Origin of the sequence: Spirosoma fluviale, assembly GCF_900230225.1 — a bacterium.
GTDB lineage: Bacteria > Bacteroidota > Bacteroidia > Cytophagales > Spirosomataceae > Spirosoma > Spirosoma fluviale.
Genome location: NZ_OCNH01000002.1, coordinates 645,210 through 666,481, shown reverse-complemented (window position 1 = coordinate 666,481; position 21,272 = coordinate 645,210). Strand labels below are relative to the sequence as shown.

Below are 21,272 nucleotides of genomic sequence, written 5' to 3'. Positions count from 1 at the left end.
GCCAGAAAGATGTAAACAAATCTAACGAAAAAAGTGATGCTTCGCTCCTACCTCAAAATCGCCCTCCGGAACCTCCGTTCGCAACGCAGTTACACCCTGCTAAACGTCATTGGCCTGTCCGTTGGCATGGCGGGAGCCTTGCTCATTTTCCTGTTTCTGCGCCACCACCTCAGCATCGACCGGCACCACGCCAAACTCGACCGCATCTTCCGCATTAACACGGATATGCACCTCGACGATGGCTCCATTGAGTACAATCCGGAGTCGCCCCTGCCCCTGGCCGAAGCCCTGCGCAACGACTACTCTCAGGTAGAACAGGCGGCTTTTCTGATGATGAACCGCGAACTGACCGTTAGCATCAGGCAATCGGGGCAAACTGCGCCCCGGCGATTTCTGGAGCATAAAGGCACGGGGCTGGTAGAGCCGGAATGGTTTAATATAGTCGATTACACCTGGTTACAGGGCAATCCAAAAACAGCGCTGCGTCAGCCCAACAGCGCTGTTTTGCTTCAATCATGGGCGAAAAAGTATTTCGGCGATGTCAACCCAATCGGGCAAACGCTAACCCTCAATAACAAAACCGGCGTAACCATCACGGGCATTCTGGCCGACCCACCGCCCATGACCGACACTAACCTTGGTCTGTTTGTGTCGATGGCCACGCTAAAGCAACTCGACCCGGCGAATGAAGTTGACAACTGGTGGTTCCTCAACAGTACTAACCGGGTGTATGTGGCACTCAAAAATCCGGAAGCGGCCCTAAGCCTCGAACAGTCGTTTCCGGCACTGGCCAAAAAGCATTACGGCGTCGACGCGAAGGTTTTTCAGTTTCACGCCCAACCCCTATGCGACATCCACACGGATATAAAGCGGGGTGGCGAAACGATTCGGGCTTCGTTACTCTGGTCGCTGGGGATCATTGGTGTGTTGCTGATTGTGGCAGCCTGTATCAACTTTATCAACCTGGCCACGGCGCAGGCCCTCCGGCGGGGAAAAGAGGTGGGTGTTCGTAAAACACTGGGCAGTTCGCGCGGGCAGTTGATTAGCCAGTTTATGCTGGAAACAAGCCTGATCGTTTTCACATCATCCGCGCTGGCCCTGTTACTGGTTACGATTCTGCTTCCCTTGTTCTCCGATTGGGTCCAATTGGCATTAACCTTCCGGCTCGATGGGCCAACGATCTTATTCATTGGCTCGCTGCTGGCAGGCATCATCCTGATTGCGGGTGGGTATCCAGCGTTGGTATTGTCCGGCGTTTCGCCTTGGGCGGCTCTGAAAGGTACCCTTACGGGTGCTTCCGGGCGAGGCTTTACGGTTCAGCGGGCACTAGTCGTGACGCAGTTTGCGGTTTGTCAGGCACTGATCATTGGGTCGCTGGTGGTAGCCAGTCAGATTCGGTACATCCAGCAGGCCGACCTTGGCTTTACGAAAGACAATGTCGTGCTAGTTACCGTACCCGCCAAACAGCAAGCCCGGCAGGAAGCCTTCAAGAAGCAGCTTTCGCAGTATGCCGATGTGCTGTCGGTGAGTCTTAGTCACCGCCCACCCGCCAGCGACCAGCTATTTGGCGGCTCCATTAAATTCAACGGCAGCAACGACTGGTCGGTGTTCCCCGTTCGTGACCGGCTGGCCGATGCCGACTTTGTCCGCACCTATGGGTTGACATTGATGGCCGGCCGGAACATAGCCCCCAGCGATACCATCCGCGAATACCTCATTAATGAATCCCTCGTCCATCAGCTTGGGTTCAGCAATCCACAGCAGATATTGGGCAAAAAACTACAGTATTATCACTCGCCGGTGCAGTTGCCCATTGTAGGGGTTGTAAAAGACTTCCATCAGAAATCGCTCCGGGAAGCGATAAGCCCCTGCCTGATTGCCAGCAAAGCCGATTGGTACGCCCGGGCGGGTATCCGGATTGCGGGCCATCATCCAGCACAAACGCTCCAGCACATCCGACAAACCTGGCAGCAGTTGTTCCCCGATGAAGTATTTGAATACCAGTTTATGGACGAACAGGTAGCGCGGTTTTACCAGACAGAAGACCTGACTGCCCGGCTCATCAACGCCTTCACCGGTGTTGCCATCCTGATCTGTTGTCTGGGTCTGTATGGCCTGGTACTACACAGCGTTGGGCAACGTACCAAAGAAATCGGCATCCGGAAAGTACTGGGCGCGAGTGTCGCCAGCATTGTAGGCTTACTCTCCACCGAGTTTTTGAAACTGGTGCTGGTGGCCATTGGCATTGCCAGTCCGCTGGCGTGGTGGGTGATGACCCAATGGCTACAGGATTTCGCCTACAAAACCGACATTGCCTGGTGGGTGTTTGCGCTGGCGGGGCTGCTGGCAGAGAGTATTGCCCTGTTGACGGTCAGTTTCCAGAGCGTGAAAGCCGCGCTGGCGAATCCGGTGAAGTCGTTGCGTAGCGAGTAGAGACGCGACCCCTCGCGTCTCCTGTGCGTCAGCAATTTTAGCGTCAGCAATCCCTTACGTCAGCAAAAATCATCCGGGTGCTGAGCCGCAAGAGGTTGCTGACGCACAGGAGCCGCAAAGGGTTGCGGCTCTACATAACATGGATAACCCTCAAAACTGTTTCAGATAGCTGATCTTGGCAATGGCGTGGTCTTCGGTCTGGGCTCGCTGTTGTAGATTCTGGAAACCCCGGTGGTTGAAAACCAGATAGATGTATGACAACGGCTGGTACTCCCACGACAGACGGATGTTGTAATTCTGCAACTGGTTTTCGGAATTGCGCTGGTAAAACCCGATCAACTGAAGGCGCGGGTTCAAGGCAAATCGCCCTTCGATGGAATACAAATCGACGGTTGTGCTGGTTTTATCCTCGCCCACCTCAACGAAGCGGTTCCGGTTAAAACGCCCCGACAGCGAGAAATGCGGAATAGGCGCAAACTGCAACGTCCAGTCGCCCGAGTTGAGTTTTCCGCCAAAATAAGTCCCCCAGTTGTAAATCGTTTGTAGGTTGAGGATGCGGGAAGGGTCGGTGCTGGCGTAGATCTGGTGACGCACATAATTGAACTGACCCGTTTCGATTTTGACGCCCAGCGGCTCAAACACCTCCGTTAGTTGCTGGTAAGTGGGCGTGACACTGTACCCAACATAGGCCCCACTCTGGAGATTCAGCCAGACCGGGTAAACCGTCCAAGTGCGTTCGATGAGTTTGCCGGTTGATGCCTGGTGATAAAACTCCGGGAAAACGCTCGGCTCCCAGGCCCGCAGCCACTTCTTGAACGGCAGACGCCGACCGCGATACCACCAGAAGACACCGGGCGTGGTGGCGATGACATCGTTACGCGAGACAAACCCCAGTTCAGGATCATAATCTTTGGTAACAATGGACTGGGTCCACCAGATTTTGAACTGATTGCTGACATAAAAATACTGCGCATAAGCCGAGAAACCCTGTTTGCCCGTTCGGGCCGAGGTTGAGTAAGACGCCAGCGTATTGAGCGAGTGCGATTCGCCCAGTCGGAAAAAGCCATCTACTGTACCAACGATATTCGAGCCATCGGGCCGATCTTTCACCGTCAGCAAGCCCCCGATATGGTGCTGTTTGCCGAAATTCTCCGAGAAACGCCCGACAAAAAAATTGGTCGCGGGCGTATCGCCAACACCCCGCTGCCGCATCAAAATAGCGCCGATGTTTCGTTTCAGGGACCGATACACAAACCGCCCACCCACATCAATCGGAATGGGATTACCGCTATCGTCCAGCCCAATCCGGCGGCTAAAGAACGGCTGGATGCGCATATTCCCGCCCGACTCATCCAAGTTCCGGCTGATACCTACGCCAAAGAGCGAGGCATTTTCCAGAAAGAACTGGCGCCGTTCGGGGAAAAACACCGAAAACCGGCTTACGTTGTTCACCTGCCGGTCGGCGTCCGCCTGGGCAAAATCCGTGTTGGCGGTCAGGTCCAGCACGGTATTGGGGTTAATGGCCCATTTGAGTTCGCCCCCGAATTTAACCTGCGTTTCTTCGGGTTTTACAGCCGCATCGAAACCAGTATATCGGTCGTAAGACGTCAGGACATACGGCTGAATGCGGATGTTCGGTTTCGGCGGTGGCGGCTGTAGGTTAGCCAGCATACCCGCGTAATCCATCCGAAACGACGAAAACGAGCGCGGATAAGGCGAAAACGCCGAGATTTCGTTCGTTAAGCGCCGATTGCGGTACATATTGAATCCCCAGTTCTGAACCGCTTCGGTCGTTTTCGGGTAGCGCAGTGTTTGCCACGGAATGGCTATTTCGGCCACCCAACCCGAATCACTCCGCGTGGTACGCACCCGCCACAGACCATCCCAGTCGAAATCGTAATAGATATCATCGAAGGACAGGAAATCGCGCTGCACGCCATAGGGGTTGGTGGCAAAGGCCATGGCATTGCGCCGGTCGTTGAACCCATCGAACGAGAGGTTGACCAGATCGTGCTGCATGTAGTTGAAATCGCGCTTGAAATCGGTGGCCCGAATGGCTTTTTTGCCCAGCGAATCCCGCATGAAGATTCCGAAATAAAGAAACTGCTTGTTATAAAGCACCCGCACGTCCGTTTGGTGATTGGGGCTTTTACCCTGATACGGTTCAATCTGGATAAAGCCGGGCGACGGTTTGGTTTTCTTCCACTCCGCGTCGTTCAATAGTCCCTCAACTTTCAGAGACGATGTAATTTGTACCGCTTCAATCACCCGCCGAACCGAATCGGGCTTAAAAATGGTCGCATCCTGGGCAAACGAACGAAGGGAAATCAGAAGTAATAGCGTAGACAGTATTTTCATTGACAGAAATTTATGGCAACAAAAGTCTGCAAAATGATTAATTGTACGGCTATGATCAATGAATTAGTATTGCGGATAGGTAAATCTTACAACCGACTATAGACGTTCGAAGCAGGTTTGTTTACTGAGCAAAAACTAGGCTAAACTCGCCAGTCGTGTCACCCACTCATTACCCTGTCTCACCTGACCGAGCGGTCCGACGTATCGGCGGTCGGCACTACACCCCACACTGTCCGCAACTGTACGTCCAGCGTCCGTTTGCGGACAATCCGCCCTAGCCTACCACACCTAATCCACTACTAACCAATTAGTTATTAAACTGGTACGGCATTTGGCATAGGGGTATCGTTGCGTTGTTCCTATGTGTTCCACTTACACCCAACCGGAACGGTCGGCATTACGATGTTTACAAACTATATCAAAATCACGCTGCGGAGCCTGTACCGGTATAAGCTGTATACCGTTATCAATTTGATTGGCCTGACGCTGGGACTAACCTGCGGCCTACTGATTACGGCTTATGTATTCGATGAGCTTACCTACGACCGATTCCACCAGAACGCCGACCGGATTGTTTTGCTCCAGCAATTCGAGAACAATGCCACATCCGGAGGGAAATTAGGCACTGACATCAAACAACGTTTTGCCCAGGTAGAGCAGGTGGTACGTCTCAAAAAAGTACGTCCGTTACTTACCCATCAAACAACATCCGCCTACGAAGACAACTTCTTTTTTGCCGATAGCACCGCCTTTGATGTGTTTACATTGCCGCTTGTCCAGGGAAATTCACGCACGGCGCTAACGGAACAGTATGGTGTCGTGATCTCCGAAGCCATGGCGCAGAAATACTTTCCGGGTCAGAACCCGCTCGGCCAGCGAATCCGCTACGACGCCAAACACACCCTGCACGTAACGGGGGTTATGCGCAACCTGCCGGGCAATTCGCATCACCACATCGACTTTCTGGCCAATTATGCCAACGCCAATGAATTGGTTGGCTACGACGTAACCACCAATCTATGGGGCGGGAGTGCCTGGACGTACCTGCTGCTGGCCCCCGGCACGAAACCCGAAGCCGTTGAAGCGCAGTTTCCAGCCTATCTCAAACAACTTAACGACCCCAATGTGGGCGTTTGGAAACTACACCTCATTCCGCTAACCGACCTCTACCTCAAAACCGATCTGATTGCCCCAAACCGGCTAACCTACGTCACCATTTTTTCAATAGTGGCCCTGCTGGTTTTGCTGTTGGCCGCGTTTAATTACGTAAACCTGGCTACGGCCCGTGCTACCGGACGAGCGAAGGAAGTGGGGGTTCGGAAAGTTCTCGGCTCTACATTCGGGCAACTGACCCGCCAGTTCATGGGCGAAACGCTGCTCTTTATCCTGCTCGCGCTGTCCCTTACCGCGCTGATTGTTCCAGCGTTAGTGCCCGCATTCAATCAACTGGCCGAAAAAAATCTGGTCCTGTCGACGCTGTTTACACCCACGTACGGACTTTGGCTGCTGGTAGGTATCGGCCTGCTGTGCCTGATGGCGGGGGGGTATCCCGCCTTTGTGCTCTCGTCATTCCGACCCGCTTCGGTTCTCAAAGGAGCCGTAGGGCAGGCAACGAGCCGCAAAACGCCCTTACTCCGGCAGTCGCTGGTAATCGGGCAGTTTGCCGTGTCGATTGTCATGATTGTGGCTACGCTGGTCGTGTATACCCAACTGGACTACATTCAGCATAAGCAGTTGGGGTACAACCGCGAACAGGTATTGGTGATGGACTTGCGCGATGCGGCAGAGCCGGTCAAGCTGCGTTTCAAGGAACAGGTAAACCGATTAGCAGGCGTTGTCGTGGCATCCCGGAGTTATAGTGTACCGGGTAGTGGCGCATTGATCGGTGATAAACTGGTCAGCGACTACGCACCGGCGGGGGTTACGGATTTAAGCATGAGCCGCCAGATGATCGACGACGATTTCCTGAATACATTCGATATTAAACTGAAACAGGGCCGTAATCTGGACGCCAGCCGCCCCGCCGACCGAAAAGCATTTCTGGTGAACGAAGCAGCCATGGCGTATTTCGGCTGGAAAAACCTGAAGGGAAAGATGCTCGGCTACTACACCTTTGAATACGACCAGACCGGCAATTACCGCGAAGTGCCGCAGCGTGGCCCGGTAGTGGGCGTGGTGGCCGATTACCACCAGAAAAACCTCAGGAATACCATTGAGCCACTGACGTTTTCATTAGCCGACGGTGCAGCGGGGATGCTCTCCGTGAAAGTACGGCCGGGGGCTGTGCCCGCTACCGTCCGGCAAATCGAAGGACTTTGGAAGCAATCGTTTCCCGACTGGCCCTTCGATTATGAGTTTATTGATGATTTTTTCACCCGCACCTACCGCACCGACGTCCGTACGGGGCAGGTGTTTGGTCTGTTTGCAGCCCTGGCCGTGCTGATTTCGTGTCTGGGTTTGTTTGGGCTGGCTACCTTTATTGCCGAAAGTCGCACCAAAGAGATTGGCGTTCGCAAAGTGCTGGGGGCCTCGGCAACAAGCATTGTGTCGTTGCTATCGAGAGATTTTCTAAAACCCGTGTGCATTGCCATTGTCCTGGCCGTGCCTGTTTCCTGGTGGCTCATGACCCAATGGCTACAGGATTTCGCCTATAAAATCAGTATCGACTGGTGGGTCTTTGCGCTGGCGGGGCTGCTGGCGGTTAGTATCGCCCTGTTGACGGTGAGTTTCCAGAGTGTGAAAGCCGCCCTGATGAATCCGGCCAAGTCGTTGCAAAATGAATAGCGTGGTGCAAATCCTGATTTCTGCCTTATTGGGTCTGCTGACTATTCAGGTTGTTGATAATGATGGATGGGCCGTTACGCTTTCCGGTCGTTGCAGGTGCCCGATCAGCTCTGGTGAATAATAGTACCTCACCCAAATCAATCACGTTATTCTCATCGGCCTGAGGTAAATCATGAAGCTGCGACGAACTCCGCCCTCCAGATAAATTTATAGCAATTGTAACGAGTCGGGTTTTAGGAATCTTTACTCGGTCAAGTTTGAATGAATTATTAGCTAACGATGCCGGTTGCCCTGCCGCTTGCTCCACGATATACACCTGTTCGACATCTTCGGCGCGTGCATTCCGATTATTAATTTTTATACGTCCTACGATCGTAGCCGTTGTAGGTGCTTCAGGTTTTAGAACTGCTTCGGGCTTTTGTGTGGCCGTGTCCTGCCCCTGTTTGGCGTGAAATAATCCCAAAAAGTCAACTTCACTGTTTGACTTGGCAAACACAAAGAAAAGGGCGGCTACAATGGCGGCAATGACAGCAACCTGCCAACTGTTCGTTTTCATTTTCTCAAATAGGGTTGGTGTTGGTAGGTTATCGACTTGTTGATCAGGAATTTTGGCGTCTTCTTTTATAGTCTCCTCCTTAACAGATGGACCAGCAATACGCTCATTTTTTGGCGAACGATCAGGTACATCACCAGAAAACGGATAGACATCACCCAGACTCATCCGCTCCTTTCTGGCTCGTTGAATACTATTGATTCGCTCTTTGTCATAAATACCTTCGAGTAAAGGGATAACGGGCACGCCCTTAATAAGTCCATTTTCGCAGTTTATTGTTTTTATGTTCTGTTCGACATACTTACTCAAACTAGTCCAGCTAAAAAACGTAGGCGTTGGCGACTGGAAACAGTCTTTACAATTGCAGGGGGCTCGCTCCTCGTACTCGATATTGGGAAACCAGGCTCGGTGGATATCCTCTATTTCGTCCCGGATAAAATTCAGGGCGCGAATTCGACTGCTGGCCGGGCCACTTATTTCAATGGCAATTAATCCATTGCGCTCTGTTTCGTCTTCGGTTACCAGCATATCGCATTCGAAGCGATGAAAAACAGCGCCACGCGCCCAAACCAGTTCTTCATTTTTCAGGTCCTCATGTTTGCGGACAATCAGCCGGGTCATAATACCCTTCGGCATGAAGCGATAAAAAAAATGACATTTCAAGCTCTCGCGATTGTTCCAGACAAAATCAGGTCGTTTGTCTGACAGTAGCTGGGGAGCAATGTACGTCTGTTTATCAATGTACGTCTGTTTGTCAACGGGATAGCAAATCTCGAAGCTATCTTTCGCCATCAGGCTCAGAATTTTAATTCGCTCCTCAGCCGTCAGGCTTTCCCAATACCGATCGAGGTCTGCGTCGGTAAATCGACCATGTCGTTTCAGCACGTCTTTATCTTCCAGAACCGCATAGACGGCTTTGAGCGCCCAGGTTGGGTTGATGATGATAAAATCGCGCAATTGACGATCATGCTGAAAATGCAGAATGACGCCCAACTGATGCAGGTATTTACTGATCAATTGCTGGTCCTCTGGCCGCGTGATGGTAGACTGAGCGCAAATTTCGGCAAATTCCTTCTCGCTGATGTGGTTTTGTGTAGCGCTACGTTCAATAATGGCTTTACGTATGATGGGCCACTTTTTTGGCAACTGACGGCCAACATGCGTAAGTGTGCATAACAAGTGCTGAATTTTGTCTCTGACCAGTTTAAACCGATTGAGATTAGGCTCTGACAAATCAACTTCCAGTACATCAATCTGAATGCCCGGATATTTACGCCGGTACTCATTCAGGTCGAAATTGGAAATGGATTTATGGTTCCGCTCGTTCAGGACAACCAGCACCGGGCTATTAGTACCTGACTCATCTTTCCCTAACAACTGGATAACTTCAAACCAGTATGGGAAAAGTGTATGCTGTTTACGGTCATCGGCGACCAGCACATAGAGCGACTCGGGCGTCAAGAAAAACTGGTGCGTCATGTATTGAATTTCCTGCCCGCCAAAGTCCCAAATGTGGGCGGTGAAGGTCTCATTAGGCCGCAGGCAATCCGTAAACCGCCAGTTTTCACGAACGTTGATACCCAAAGTCGATTTCTTTTTAGGGTCATCGACAAGTACCTGATGCGTCTCATCGATCAGTTTCTCCGTAAGCGATGTTTTGCCGGCTCCCGGCTCACCCACCATAATGAGTTTCGCTTCATATAAGGGAACAGTGCCGCCCTGCTCGTCGATCTGCCGAAAAAAGTTAAGAATGGCCGCATTACCTTCCTGTACAATAGCAACAGGGGGAATTAGCAACGGACAATCTTTAACATAGATACCATTTTCTTTCCAATAGTAATCACTCCATTTCACGTCAAGACCTGCCTGAAACAAAGAACGTAAAGGAGAAATGTCGGTAATGCGCGTGTCGCTCAGATCCAGGAATTGAAGCTGGGAGAGTTGGGCCAGCACAACAATATCGATAATGCCCGTGTGGCTCAAATCCAAGGACTGAAGCTGAGGGAGTTGGGCCAGCACGCCAAGGTCGCTCAGGTCACTATTGTAGCTCAGATTCAGGGACTGAAGCTGGGGCAGTTGGGCCAGCACGCCAAGGTCGGTAACGCCCGTGCGCATCAGATACAGGGACCGAAGCTGGGGGAGTTGGGCCAGCACGCCAATGTCGCTCAGGTCACTATTGCCGCTCAGATCCAGGGACTGAAGCTGGGGCAGTTGGACCAGCACGCCAATGTCGGTAATGCCCGTGAAGCTCAGATCCAAGGACTGAAGCCGGGGGAGTTGGGCCAGCACGCCAATATCGCTCAGGTTACTATTGCCGCTCAGTTCTAGGGACTGAAGCTGGGGGAGATGGGCCAGCACGCCAATGTCGGTAATGCCCGTGAGTCTCAGATCCAGGGACTGAAGCCGGGGGAGTTGGGCCAGCACGCCAATGTCGCTCAGGTTACTATTGCCGCTCAGATCCAAGGACTGAAGCCGGGGAAGTTGGGCCAGCACGCCAATGTCGGTAATGCCCGTGCGCATCAGAGACAGGGACTGAAGCCGGGGGAGACGCGACAGCTTTATTAAGGCAGTTGGCTCTAACTCATTACTATTGCCCTTATTACCTGACTCGATCCACCCCTTAGTCTCTTTATCGCGATAAAAAGTACCCAAGTTTAACCCCTCAAGAAAAGTCAGATCCAACAGGCTATCTGGTAGTTCTGTAAGGCCGCAGTTACCTAAGTCAAGAAACGTAGCGCGGCTTTGTTTGGCTTGCTGGATTTGATTCAGTGCTAGGGTGGACATAGAATGTATATTTCTAAAAACTAAAGTACTAAAAAATTGTAGTGAATTTTTTATAACCAGAAGCGTAAGAAATTAGATAAGGAAAGAGCGTTTTCAGACGTTGAAAGCGAACTTGATTATTCCCCCAAAGTCGTTGAGGCCAGGGTAGTTTCTACTAGTCCATTAGGGGATAAAAGACTAGTCAAATCTGACCGGGACGGTCGGCACTACATTGTCCGCAACTGTACGTCCAGCGTCCGTTTGCGGACACACCGCCCCAACCCACTACACCTAATCCACTATTTACCAATTACTTATATTTCTGGTACGGCATTTGGCATAGGGTACAGCGTACCCTGCTCAACTCTGCCTGATTATGCTGCGAAACTATTTCCTCATCGCCTTTCGCAATTTGCGGAAACATAAATCATTCAGCTTCATCAACATTACGGGCGTTGCGGTAGGGCTGGCGTGTTTCCTGCTCATTGCGCTGTATGTGCAGGACGCACTCAGTTACGACCGCTACAACACACATGCCGACCGGACGTACCGCCTTACGCGAACGTTCCTGTCATCGGAAGGTACGGCTTCCCTGCGGCTGGCGCAGGCGGCACCACCTTTTGGCCCGCTTATAAAACAGGACTTTCCCGAAGCCGAACAGGTTGTACGAACGATTGACAATGGGGGGCTGGTCAAATACGGCGAACACTCGTTCAATGAGGACGATATGTTCTTTGCCGAAGCGAATCTGTTCAAGGTGTTCGATTTTGACCTGATTAGCGGCAACCCGGATCAGGCCCTGGTAAATCCGTTTTCAATTATGTTCTCGCGGCCCATGGCGGAGAAGTATTTTGGTAACGAAAATCCAGTCGGTAAAACCGTTCGGCTGAATGACCAGTTCGACCTGACCGTAACGGGCGTGTTTGAACCCTTGCCCGCGCAATCGCATTTTCACCCCAGCTTTTTACTGTCGTTTTCGACCTTCAACGACAACCGCGTTTACGGCGCTGAACAGCTTCGGACCAGTTGGAGCAACAACTCATTTAATACCTACGTGCTCCTGAAGCCCAATGCTAATCCACAGCGAATGGAAGCTGCGTTTCCGAGCTTTCAGGACAAGTATGTTCCGGCCGAAGAAGGGCGCAAGGCCTCCGCTTTTTCGGTGCTGAACCTGCAAAAACTCACGGATATTCACCTGAAGTCGCATACCGATTCGGAGATAGAACCGACCGGCGACATGAGTTATATCTATTTATTTTCGGCCATTGGTTTATTCATTCTGCTCATTGCCTGCATCAACTACATGAATCTGGCAACAGCCCGGTCGGCGGGGCGGGCCAAAGAGGTTGGGATGCGCAAGGTTGTAGGGGCTTTGCGTTCCCAACTCATTGGGCAGTTTTTGAGCGAATCCATTCTCCTCGTCACGTTTGCCTTAGGCATTGCCATCCTATTGTTGATCCTGTGCCTCCCGGCCCTGAACGCCTTCACCCAGAAACAACTGTCGTTTCAGCAACTGCTCGACCCCGTCTTCTTAAGTGTTCTGGTTGGCATTACGTTGCTGACAGGCTTGGTGGCCGGTAGTTACCCCGCTTTCTTCCTCACCTCCTTCCGGCCGTTGGGCGTACTGAAAGGGCAGATTGCGTCGACCATGCGGACGGGTAAACTGCGTCAGGTGCTGGTCGTCACGCAGTTCGCCATTGCCATCGCGCTCATTATCAGCACGGCGGTTGTTTATAACCAGATGAAGTACATTCAGAATTACCGCCTAGGCTACGCGAAAGATCAGGTGCTGCTCATGCCCGACATTGGCGATTCGACAACGAATTACGAAACCCTCAAACAGCAACTCCTGCGAACGGGTGCCGTGCGCGACATGGGCCGCTCGTCGCGGGTACCGTCGGGTCGGCTGCTCGATTCGTACGGTGCAATGGCCATGAAAGGGGACAGCATGGCCCCGGTGAAAATCAACCTGCGGGGACTACGCGTCGATTACGACTTTATTCCCGCCTATCAGATCGGCATGGCCGCCGGGCGCAACTTCTCCCGCGATTACTCCACCGATACCTCGATGGTGGTGCTGAACGAGACGGCCGCGCGTCAGTTGGGCTGGACACCCGAACAGGCCATCGGCAAGCCGTTTCAGTATGGCCCCGCCAAAGGCCAGATCATCGGCGTCACGAAAGATTATCACTTCGAGTCTTTGCACCAGCAGGTAGCCGCACTGGCTATGATTCTGACGCCCCGTCAACTTAATTGGATTTCCATCCCGCTCAAAGGAAATGTTACAGCGGGTATTCAACAGGTCGAATCGGTCTGGAAAAGCTATTTCCCACAACGTCCGTTCGATTACCAGTTTCTGGATACCCGTTTCGACCGGCTCTACGCCCGCGAGCAAACGCAGCAAACGCTATTCAGCATCTTCGCAGGGGTGGCTATCTTAATTTCGTGCCTCGGTTTGTTTGGCCTGTCGATGTTCATGGCGGAGCAGCGCACCAAGGAGATCGGGATTCGGAAAGTACTCGGCGCATCGGAAGCGAGTCTGGTAGCGCTGTTCTCCCAGGATTTTATGAAACTGGTCTTGATAGCGCTGGTCATTGCCTCGCCCGTTGCCTGGTACGCCATGCATACCTGGCTCAGCGACTTCGCCTACCGCACCGATATCCATTGGTGGGTGTTCCTGCTGGCCGGTAGCCTGACAATTTTTATAGCCTTATTAACCGTAAGTTTTCAAAGCGTGAAAGCAGCCCTGATGAATCCGGTCAAATCGTTACGGTCGGAATAGGCATGTAGAGACGCAATACTTTGCGTCTCAGCACCCGGATGGTTTTTACCAGACAATAGACCAGAAACAGCCGCAAGATATTGCGGCTCTACACATATGCTCACAAACTACATCAAAATCGCCTGGCGGAATCTGATCCGCAACAAAGCCTTCTCGGCGATCAACATCGCGGGGTTGGCCATTGGGCTGGCGACGTGCCTGCTCATCAGCCTGTTCGTGCTCGACGAACTGAGCTACGACCGCTTCAACGAAAAGGCCGACCGGATTGTGCGGGTGGTTTTCCGGGGCTCGTCGGCGGGGGGCAAGATGAACGAAGCGCACGTGATGCCGCCCACGGCCCAGACCCTCAAAGCCGATTACCCCGAAGTAGAGGAAGCTACCCGGCTGCGTTTGGCGGGCAATCCGGTCATAACGGTGAATAACCGGACGTTCAGGGATGCGGCTACGGCATTTGTCGACTCCAACTTTTTCCAGGTGTTCACGGTACCCCTGCTCAGGGGTCAGGATGCCGGATCGAACGCCAAAACGGCTTTGACCCGACCCAACACGGCGGTTATTACGCAGGCAATGGCCAGCAAGTATTTCGGCAATCAGGACCCCATCGGGAAGGTGATTACCCTGAAAAGCTGGAATGCTACGTATCAGATAACGGGGGTCATCGATCAGGTTCCCACCAATTCGCACTTTCATTTCGACCTGTTTCTGTCTATGACCAGCTTGCCGGAAGCCAAAAGCACTTCCTGGATGACATCGGAATTTTTCACCTATCTGGTATTACCCAAAGGCTACGACTACAAGCAACTCGAAGCCAAACTACCGCAGGTTGTCGAGAAATACATGGGGCCGCAACTCCAGAAGTCAATGGGCATGACGCTGGCGCAGTTCCGGCAGAAGGGCAATGATATTGGCTTGTATCTGCAACCGCTGACGGATATTCACCTGCGTTCCGATTTTGCCTACGACCTGAGCCCGAGCGGGAATATCCAGTACGTTTACATTTCCGGCGCTATCGCGCTGTTTATCCTGCTCATTGCGTGCATCAATTTCATGAACCTGTCTACGGCCGGTGCTTCCAAACGCGCCAAAGAGGTGGGTATCCGGAAAGTGCTGGGGTCGGTAAAACAAGCGCTGACAGTCCAATTCCTGGTCGAATCCCTCTTGCTGACGGCCATTTCGCTGCTGCTCGCTATTGGTCTGGTCTATCTGGCGCTCCCCGCCTTCAATGAACTGGCGGAGAAAAACCTGACGCTGAACTTTACGGCGTCGCCCTGGCTGGTGCCGGGTCTATTGCTCTTTGGCTTGCTGGTTGGGCTGCTGGCGGGCAGTTATCCGGCGTTCTTCCTCTCGTCGTTCAAACCCATATCGGTACTCAAAGGCACCCGATTTACGGGTGGCCGCAACAGCCTCAGCTTACGGAGCGGGCTAGTGGTGGTTCAGTTTTTTATCTCCATCACGCTCATGGTCAGCACGACGGTGGTGTACCGGCAGCTTGGCTACATCCAGAACAAGAAACTGGGCTACGACAAAGATCAGGTGCTGGTACTGCCCGAAACCTGGCTGCTGGGTAAGAACGAAGAGGCATTCCGGAATCAACTCATGCAGGATTCGCGGGTGGTGAACGTCAGCACGTCGGGTTACCTGCCCGCTGGTCCCGGCAATAACAACAATTTCTTCGTTTACCCGGAATCCAATACAACCCAGATCGTCAAAACACTTCGGTACGATGTCGATTACGACTACATCCCAACGCTGGGCATTCAACTGGCGGCCGGGCGTAATTTCGCCAAAACATACGGTACCGACTCGTCGGGGATCATTCTGAACGAAACGGCGGCCCGAACGTTGGGCTGGGCGAAAAATGCACTGGGGCATACTGTAAGCCGGGCAAATCAGGACGGCAAGGTCATGACCTACCGGGTCATTGGCGTGGTGAAAGACTTCCACTTCAAATCGCTGCATGAGCGCATCTCTCCGCTGGTGATGACGCTGGGCCACACGGGGGGCACGGTGATCATAAAGGTCAAGGCCAAGGATATTTCCGGGTTACTGGCCTCGTTGAAAACCCAGTGGAATCAGTTCACCACCGATGCCCCGTTCAATTATGCTTTCCTCGACGAACGCTTCAACACCACCTACCGCGCCGAACAGAAAACGGGGCTTATCCTGGGCATTTTTGCCGGTCTGACGATTTTTGTCGCCTGTCTGGGCCTGTTTGGGCTGGCCATGTTCACGGCGGAGCAACGCACCAAAGAGATTGGCGTGCGCAAAGTCCTCGGCGCATCCGTAGCTGGTATTGTGTCGTTACTGTCGAGAGATTTTCTGAAACTCGTGGGTATTGCCCTGCTGCTGGCGGTGCCCGTATCCTGGTGGGTCATGACCCAATGGCTACAGGGTTTCGCGTATAAAATTGACATAGCCTGGTGGATGTTCGCCTTAGCGGGCGTGCTGGCCATTGCCATTACCCTGCTGACAGTCAGTTACCAAAGCGTAAAAGCCGCGCTGGTGAACCCCGTAAAATCGTTGAAATCGGAATAGGTATGTAGAGACGCAATACTTTGCGTCTTGGCAACCGGATGGTTTTTGTAGACGCTAAAATTGCTGACGCACAGGAGCCGCAAGGTATTGCGGCTCTACATAAACACATGTTAAAAAACTATTTCACCACCGCCCTGCGCACGCTGAAGCGCAACTGGAATTATACCGTTATCAACGTTGTCGGGCTGACGTTTGGCCTGGCGTGCTGTCTTGTCCTGTTTCTGGCGATCCGCTACGAGCTGAGTTACGACCGGCACCACGCCAACGCCGACCGAACGTACCGAATCATCACCTACAATCGGAACTCGGGGGGCGACGGCCGCAATACGGGCATTTCCTTACCGGCACTGGCGGCCCTGCGGAACGACTTCCCGGAGTTGCCGCAGGTAACGATGGCCTATGAACTTTACGGCGGGCTGGTGCGCGTGCGTGACCGGAAAGCCAGCAAGTTTCAGGAAGAGAGTGGCGTCATTGCTTTTGTAGAGCCGGACTATTTTCGGCTGTTCGATTACAAATGGACCAGCGGCAACCCCAAAACGGCAGTAACTAACCCGCAAACGGCAGTACTGTCGGAGCAGATGGCGCGTAAGTACTTTGGCGAGGTTAACCCACTGGGCAAAACCATTCGCATTGAGAACAAAATGGATTTTGTCGTGACAGGCGTCGTTCAGAATCCACCCACCACCAGTAGTCTGCCATTTGAGGTCATGCTGTCGTTTGCGTCGCTTAAACAATACGGAGCCAATGGCGATTGGGACGACTGGGGATCGGACTATAGCGGTGCACAGATTTACATGGCTTTACCGGCAAACGTGACATCGGCACAGATGGAGCGAAAGCTCGTGCCCTTCGTTCAGAAATACATTCGTCCGGAAGATGCCAAAAACCGCCAATACGAGTTACAGCCACTAACCAATATCCATTTCGACACCCGTACGGGCAACTCGGCCAACCGCACCGTTAGCAAACAGATGATCTGGGCGATGGCCCTGATCGGGTTGTTCATTCTGGTAACCGCCTGTGTCAACTTCATCAACCTGGCTACGGCGCAGGCCATTCGGCGGGCCAAAGAAGTAGGCGTTCGGAAAGTACTCGGCAGTTCGCGGGCGCAGCTGGTCCGGCAGTTTCTGAGCGAAACCGGCTTGCTAACGGGTATAGCTATTGTGTTGGCGTTCGTTGTGGCCAATTCATCCCTGCCCTACGTGTCGCAATTGCTCGACATCAACCCTCGTTCGCTGGTGCTGCTCGATCCGGTCGTGATCGGGTTTCTGCTCGGATTAGCCCTGCTGACAACGGTGCTGGCGGGTTTTTATCCGGCGCTAGTATTGTCGGGTTATCAGCCGGTGCTGGCGTTGCGGGGCAACATACGCATGACAGGCAGTAATCAGCTAACCCTCCGCCGGGGCCTGATCGTTTTTCAGTTTGCTATTTCGCAGATGCTCGTGATCGGCACCATTATCGCTTACAGCCAGATGCAGTACTTCCGATCGGCCGATCTGGGCTACGACAAAGAGGCCGTGCTGACGGTCAATATACCCGACCGGAAACCGGGGCAACTGGAAACCCTCAAGGCGAATCTGGCGGCTCTGCCCAAGGTAAAATCGTTGAGTTACGGTATTTCGGTACCGTCGTCGGATGGCAACTGGTGGAGTGGCTTCCGCTACGAAAATGCCGACAAGGACGCCGATTTCAGCATCGTGATGCGCTTTGCCGATACGGCCTACATCAACACCTACGGACTGAAACTGATTGCCGGACGCCTTTATCAGCAGTCCGACACCACCCGGGAGATGGTCGTGAATGAGTCCTTTGTCAAGAAAATGGGCTTGCGCGATCCAAATCAGGTTCTCGGCAAACACATCCAAATTGGCATGAATAGCCCTAAAAAGCAGATTGTGGGCGTCGTCCGCGATTTCAATACGTTCTCGCTTCATCAGGAAACCAACCCCTGCGTACTCACTACGCGCCGGGACGCCTATCATTCGCTCGGCATTAAACTATCGACCCAACAGGGCGGCACGGAAGCCCTCCGCCAACTCATTGGCGAGGTCGAGCGCAACTGGAATGCCACCTTCCCCGATTTCGTATTCAAATACGAGTTTCTGGACAAGACGCTCGACAATTTTTACCGAAGCGAAGAGCGTATGTATGCGCTGTTCCGGCTGCTGGCGGGTATTGCCATTTTCATCGGCTGTCTAGGGCTTTACGGCGTAGTAGCGTTTATGGCCGAAGCGCGTACCAAAGAGGTGGGCATCCGCAAAGTGCTGGGCGCGTCGGTCGGTAATATCGTGAGCCTGTTTTCGGCGGATTTTGTGAAGCTGGTCTTTATCGCGTTGCTCATTGCCTCGCCCATAGCCTGGTATGTGATGAGCCAGTGGCTCGCCGACTTCCCTTATAAAGTTGACATTGCCTGGTGGATGTTCGCCCTGGCGGGCGTACTGGCCACCGGCATCGCCCTATTGACGGTCAGTTTCCAAAGCGTGAAAGCCGCGCTAGTCAACCCCGTAAAATCGTTGAAATCGGAATAGGGACGAGTAGAGACGCAATACCTTGCGTCTCAGCATCCGGATGGTTTTTATTGCCGCAAGGTATCGCCAAAAACAGCCGCAAGGTATTGCGGCTCTACACATATGCTAACCAACTACATCAAAATCGCCTTCCGCAACCTGACCCGAAATAAGGTTTTTTCGGTCATCAATCTGCTCGGCTTGTCTACCGGCATCACCGTATGCCTGCTGATCTTCCTGTTTATCAGCAATGAGTTCAGCGTGGACAATTTCCACAAGAATGGAAAAAGCATCTACCGCGTTATGCGGGGTATAGAGAATGAAGGCAAAGAGATTTCAGTCTCCTACCTGTCGGGGCCGTATGCACCGGCGCTACTGACTGATTTCAAGGGGCAAATCACCCAGGCTGTCCGCGTAAACTCGACCGATGCGCTGGTAACTACTCAGGACAAGTCGTTCCATGAACGAAAAATCATCAATGCCGACTCTGCTTTCTTCACGTTTTTCACTTTTCCGCTACTGAAAGGTGATCCGGCAACGGTACTGACAGAGCCTGCAAGCGTCGTACTCACCGAATCGACGGCCAAAAAGTATTTCGGCAGCATCGACGATGCGATGGGTAAAATCGTTAAAGTCGACAAAAACCTGCCGCTAAAAGTTACGGGTATTGCGCAGGATGTGCCCGCCAATTCGCACCTGGATTTTGACCTGGTGATACCGCTGGAAAACTACAAAGACCGGAGCTGGATGAACGTCTGGATCAACAACGGCCTCTACACCTATGTGCAGTTGGCCCCAACGGTCAGCGAAGAGCAGGTTGAGCGAAGTTTTCCCCGCTTCATGGATAAACACATGGGGCAACTCATGAAGCAGGCTGGCTACCATTTTACGCTATCGCTCACGCCATTGCGGGAAATTTATTTTGAACAGTCAGCCTTTGACAGCGTAAAGCACGGCGACAAAAAAGTCGTCTATATCTTTCTGTCGATTGCCATCCTCATTCTACTGGTGGCCTGCATCAATTTTATGAATCTGTCGACGGTTCGGGCGGTGGAGCGGTCGAAAGAAATTGGTGTCCGGAAAGTGCTGGGGGCTTATAAAGCGCACCTGGTGTGGCAGTTCATTGGCGAATCGCTCCTGCTGACAACCCTCTCGTGCGTGCTCTCGCTGGGCTTGCTGGCCCTGGTGTTTCCCTTCTACAAACAGTTGCTGGGTTACCCCCTGAACCTGTCCGTCTATGCCGGGCCGATCGTGCTGTTCCTCATCGGAATTATCGGGGTGGTGGGTTTCCTGTCGGGGAGTTATCCGGCCTTTGTGCTGGCCGCTTTTTCGCCCATCCAGGCCTTGAAAAGTAAATTACGGCTGGGGAAAGGCGGTACGTCGTTAAGGCAGGTGCTGGTGGTGGTGCAGTTCAGCATTTCGATATTACTCATGCTCGGAACAGCCATCGGCACCCGGCAAATGAGTTACCTCAAAAGCAAACAGCTTGGCTACAACAAAGAGCAAACCCTGGTTGTCCCCATCGATAATGACGACATCTATAATTTCTTCTTAACACACAAACCGGAACTGCTGGCCCAGAGCCGGGTGGAGGCCGTGTCGATGATGTCGGGTGAGCCGGGTGGTTTTTTCGATGGGCTTATGTTCGATGTCGAAGCGCATCCTAACCGATGGAAATCCCGGACAGAGTTTGCCGATTTCGATTATGTAAAAACCCTGGGGCTGAAAATCATTGCCGGCCGGGATTTCTCGTCCCAGTACCCCTCCGACACGACGCAGGCGGCCCTGATCAATCGAACGGCGGCTGCCCGACTAGGCTGGACGCCGGAAGCCGCCATCGGCAAGTGGCTGAAGAACACCTTACGTGACAGCACAAACCGCACGGTCATTGGCGTAGTCGAGGATTTCAATTTTCTTTCTCTCAAAGAAGCCATCGAGCCATTGGTGATTGCGCCCAACGACGACCGACGGGCGGCTCTGATCAGGCTGAAACCCGGCAACCTGCCCGCTACGGTCGAAACCATCCAGCGATTATACGCTCAAACACGACCGGCCTATCCGTTCGAGTACCACTTTTTAGACCAGAAGTTCGACCAGATGTACCAGGCAGATCTGCGTCAGCAAACGATCATGCGTGTTTTTGCCGGTTTAGCCATTTTCATCGCCTGTATGGGTTTGTTTGGTCTGGCCTCTTTTTCGGCCCAGCAGCGTACCAAAGAAATTGGCGTCCGGAAAGTGTTGGGAGCCTCGGTGGGCAGTATCGTCAGCCTGCTCTCCGGCGATTTTCTGAAACCGGTAGGCATTGCCATTCTCATTGCCAGCCCCATTGCCTGGTATGTGATGCACCAGTGGCTGCAGGATTTTGCGTACCGCGTCGACCTGTCGTGGTGGGTCTTTGCGGTGGTAGGCCTGCTGGCAGTGGCAATCGCACTGTTAACCGTGAGTTTCCAGAGTGTAAAAGCCGCATTGATGAACCCGGTGAAATCGTTACGGAGCGAATAGGTATGTAGAGACGCAATACTTTGCGTCTCGGCAACCGGATGGTTTTTACACCGGA

8 protein-coding genes are annotated in these 21,272 nt (G+C 52.8%); 6 read left to right on the top strand and 2 right to left on the bottom strand.

The genetic code is table 11. The features are described 5' to 3' along the window. Positions 1-36 precede the first annotated feature (36 nt). Positions 37-2,433 (top strand): ABC transporter permease, encoded by a 2,397-nt coding sequence (locus CRO74_RS13465; RefSeq protein ID WP_097126568.1) that lies wholly within the window; start codon positions 37-39, stop codon positions 2,431-2,433. A 150-nt stretch (positions 2,434-2,583) separates the two neighbouring features. On the opposite strand, the gene CRO74_RS13460 is transcribed toward CRO74_RS13465, so the two are convergent. After that, positions 2,584-4,791 (bottom strand): carbohydrate binding family 9 domain-containing protein, encoded by a 2,208-nt coding sequence (locus tag CRO74_RS13460; RefSeq protein WP_097126567.1) that lies wholly within the window; start codon positions 4,789-4,791, stop codon positions 2,584-2,586. 402 nt (positions 4,792-5,193) lie between these two features. Here CRO74_RS13460 and CRO74_RS13455 point away from each other — a divergent pair, with 402 nt between their 5' ends. Beyond that, positions 5,194-7,575 carry an ABC transporter permease gene (locus tag CRO74_RS13455; protein WP_097126566.1) on the top strand — a complete coding sequence of 794 codons (2,382 nt, stop codon included), beginning with the start codon at positions 5,194-5,196 and terminating at the stop codon, positions 7,573-7,575. A 25-nt stretch (positions 7,576-7,600) separates the two neighbouring features. Here CRO74_RS13455 and CRO74_RS13450 read toward each other — a convergent pair whose 3' ends face one another. Then, positions 7,601-10,912, bottom strand: coding sequence for a leucine-rich repeat domain-containing protein (locus CRO74_RS13450; protein WP_097126565.1), 3,312 nt, complete (start codon positions 10,910-10,912; stop codon positions 7,601-7,603). Between the two features lie 355 nt (positions 10,913-11,267). Here CRO74_RS13450 and CRO74_RS13445 point away from each other — a divergent pair, with 355 nt between their 5' ends. The 4 genes from CRO74_RS13445 to CRO74_RS13430 all read left to right on the top strand — a co-directional run bounded on the left by CRO74_RS13445 (position 11,268) and on the right by CRO74_RS13430 (position 21,217). Then, a complete protein-coding gene (locus CRO74_RS13445) occupies positions 11,268-13,673 on the top strand; it encodes an ABC transporter permease (protein ID WP_097126564.1) in 2,406 nt (801 codons plus the stop codon). 96 nt (positions 13,674-13,769) lie between these two features. Next, positions 13,770-16,208, top strand: coding sequence for an ABC transporter permease (locus CRO74_RS13440; protein WP_097126563.1), 2,439 nt, complete (start codon positions 13,770-13,772; stop codon positions 16,206-16,208). Positions 16,209-16,315: 107 nt separating this feature from the next. Beyond that, the gene (locus CRO74_RS13435) at positions 16,316-18,736 is read left to right on the top strand and encodes an ABC transporter permease (protein ID WP_097127100.1); all 2,421 of its coding nucleotides are present in this window, start codon (positions 16,316-16,318) and stop codon (positions 18,734-18,736) included. A gap of 102 nt (positions 18,737-18,838) precedes the next feature. Then, entirely contained in the window at positions 18,839-21,217 is a 2,379-nt protein-coding gene (locus CRO74_RS13430) for an ABC transporter permease (RefSeq protein ID WP_097126562.1), read from the top strand. Positions 21,218-21,272 lie beyond the last annotated feature (55 nt).